Source organism: Arenibacter sp. F20364 (assembly GCF_023015905.1).
GTDB lineage: Bacteria > Bacteroidota > Bacteroidia > Flavobacteriales > Flavobacteriaceae > Arenibacter.
In genome coordinates this window covers 1-725 of the sequence record NZ_JALKBD010000135.1, presented here as the reverse complement: position 1 = coordinate 725, position 725 = coordinate 1, and the positions used below count along the sequence as shown (strand labels likewise).

The following is a 725-nucleotide window of genomic DNA, read 5'->3' as shown; positions in this document are numbered from 1 at the left end:
CCGTCCCCATCGGTGTCCGTATCCTCTTCCGGGTCTTTTGGAAATGCATCCCTATCATCCGGCGTGCCATCGTTGTCATCGTCCTCATCGGCATTATCTCCGGTACCGTCCCCATCGGTATCGGTATCCTCTTCCGGGTCTTTTGGAAACGCATCCTTATCGTCCGGCATGCCATCGTTGTCATCGTCCTCATCGCCATTATCCCCGGTACCGTCCCCATCGGTGTCCGTATCCTCTTCCGGGTCTTTTGGAAACGCATCCTTATTATCCGGGGTGCCATCATTGTCATCATCCTCATCGCCATTATCCCCGGTACCGTCCCCATCGGTGTCCGTATCCTCTTCCGGGTCTTTTGGAAATGCATCCCTATCATCCGGAGTACCATCATTATCATCGTCCTCATCGGCATTGTCCCCGGTACCGTCCCCATCGGTGTCCATATCCTCTTCCGGGTCTTTTGGAAACGCATCCTTATCATCCGGAGTACCATCATTGTCATCGTCCTCATCGGCATTGTCCCCGGTACCGTCCCCATCGGTGTCCGTATCCTCTTCCGGGTCTTTTGGAAACGCATCCCTATCATCCGGGGTGCCATCGTTGTCATCGTCCTCATCGGCATTGTCCCCGGTGCCGTCCCCATCGGTGTCCGTATCCTCTTCCGGGTCTTTTGGAAATGCATCCCTATCATCCGGCGTGCCATCGTTGTCATCGTCCTCATCGGCATT

The 725-nt window shown here is 55.0% G+C and carries 1 protein-coding gene; it reads right to left on the bottom strand.

Annotated elements, in window-relative coordinates:
* The coding region (locus MWU84_RS24040) for a thrombospondin type 3 repeat-containing protein (protein ID WP_246906572.1) at positions 1-725 on the bottom strand (725 nt) is incomplete at both ends.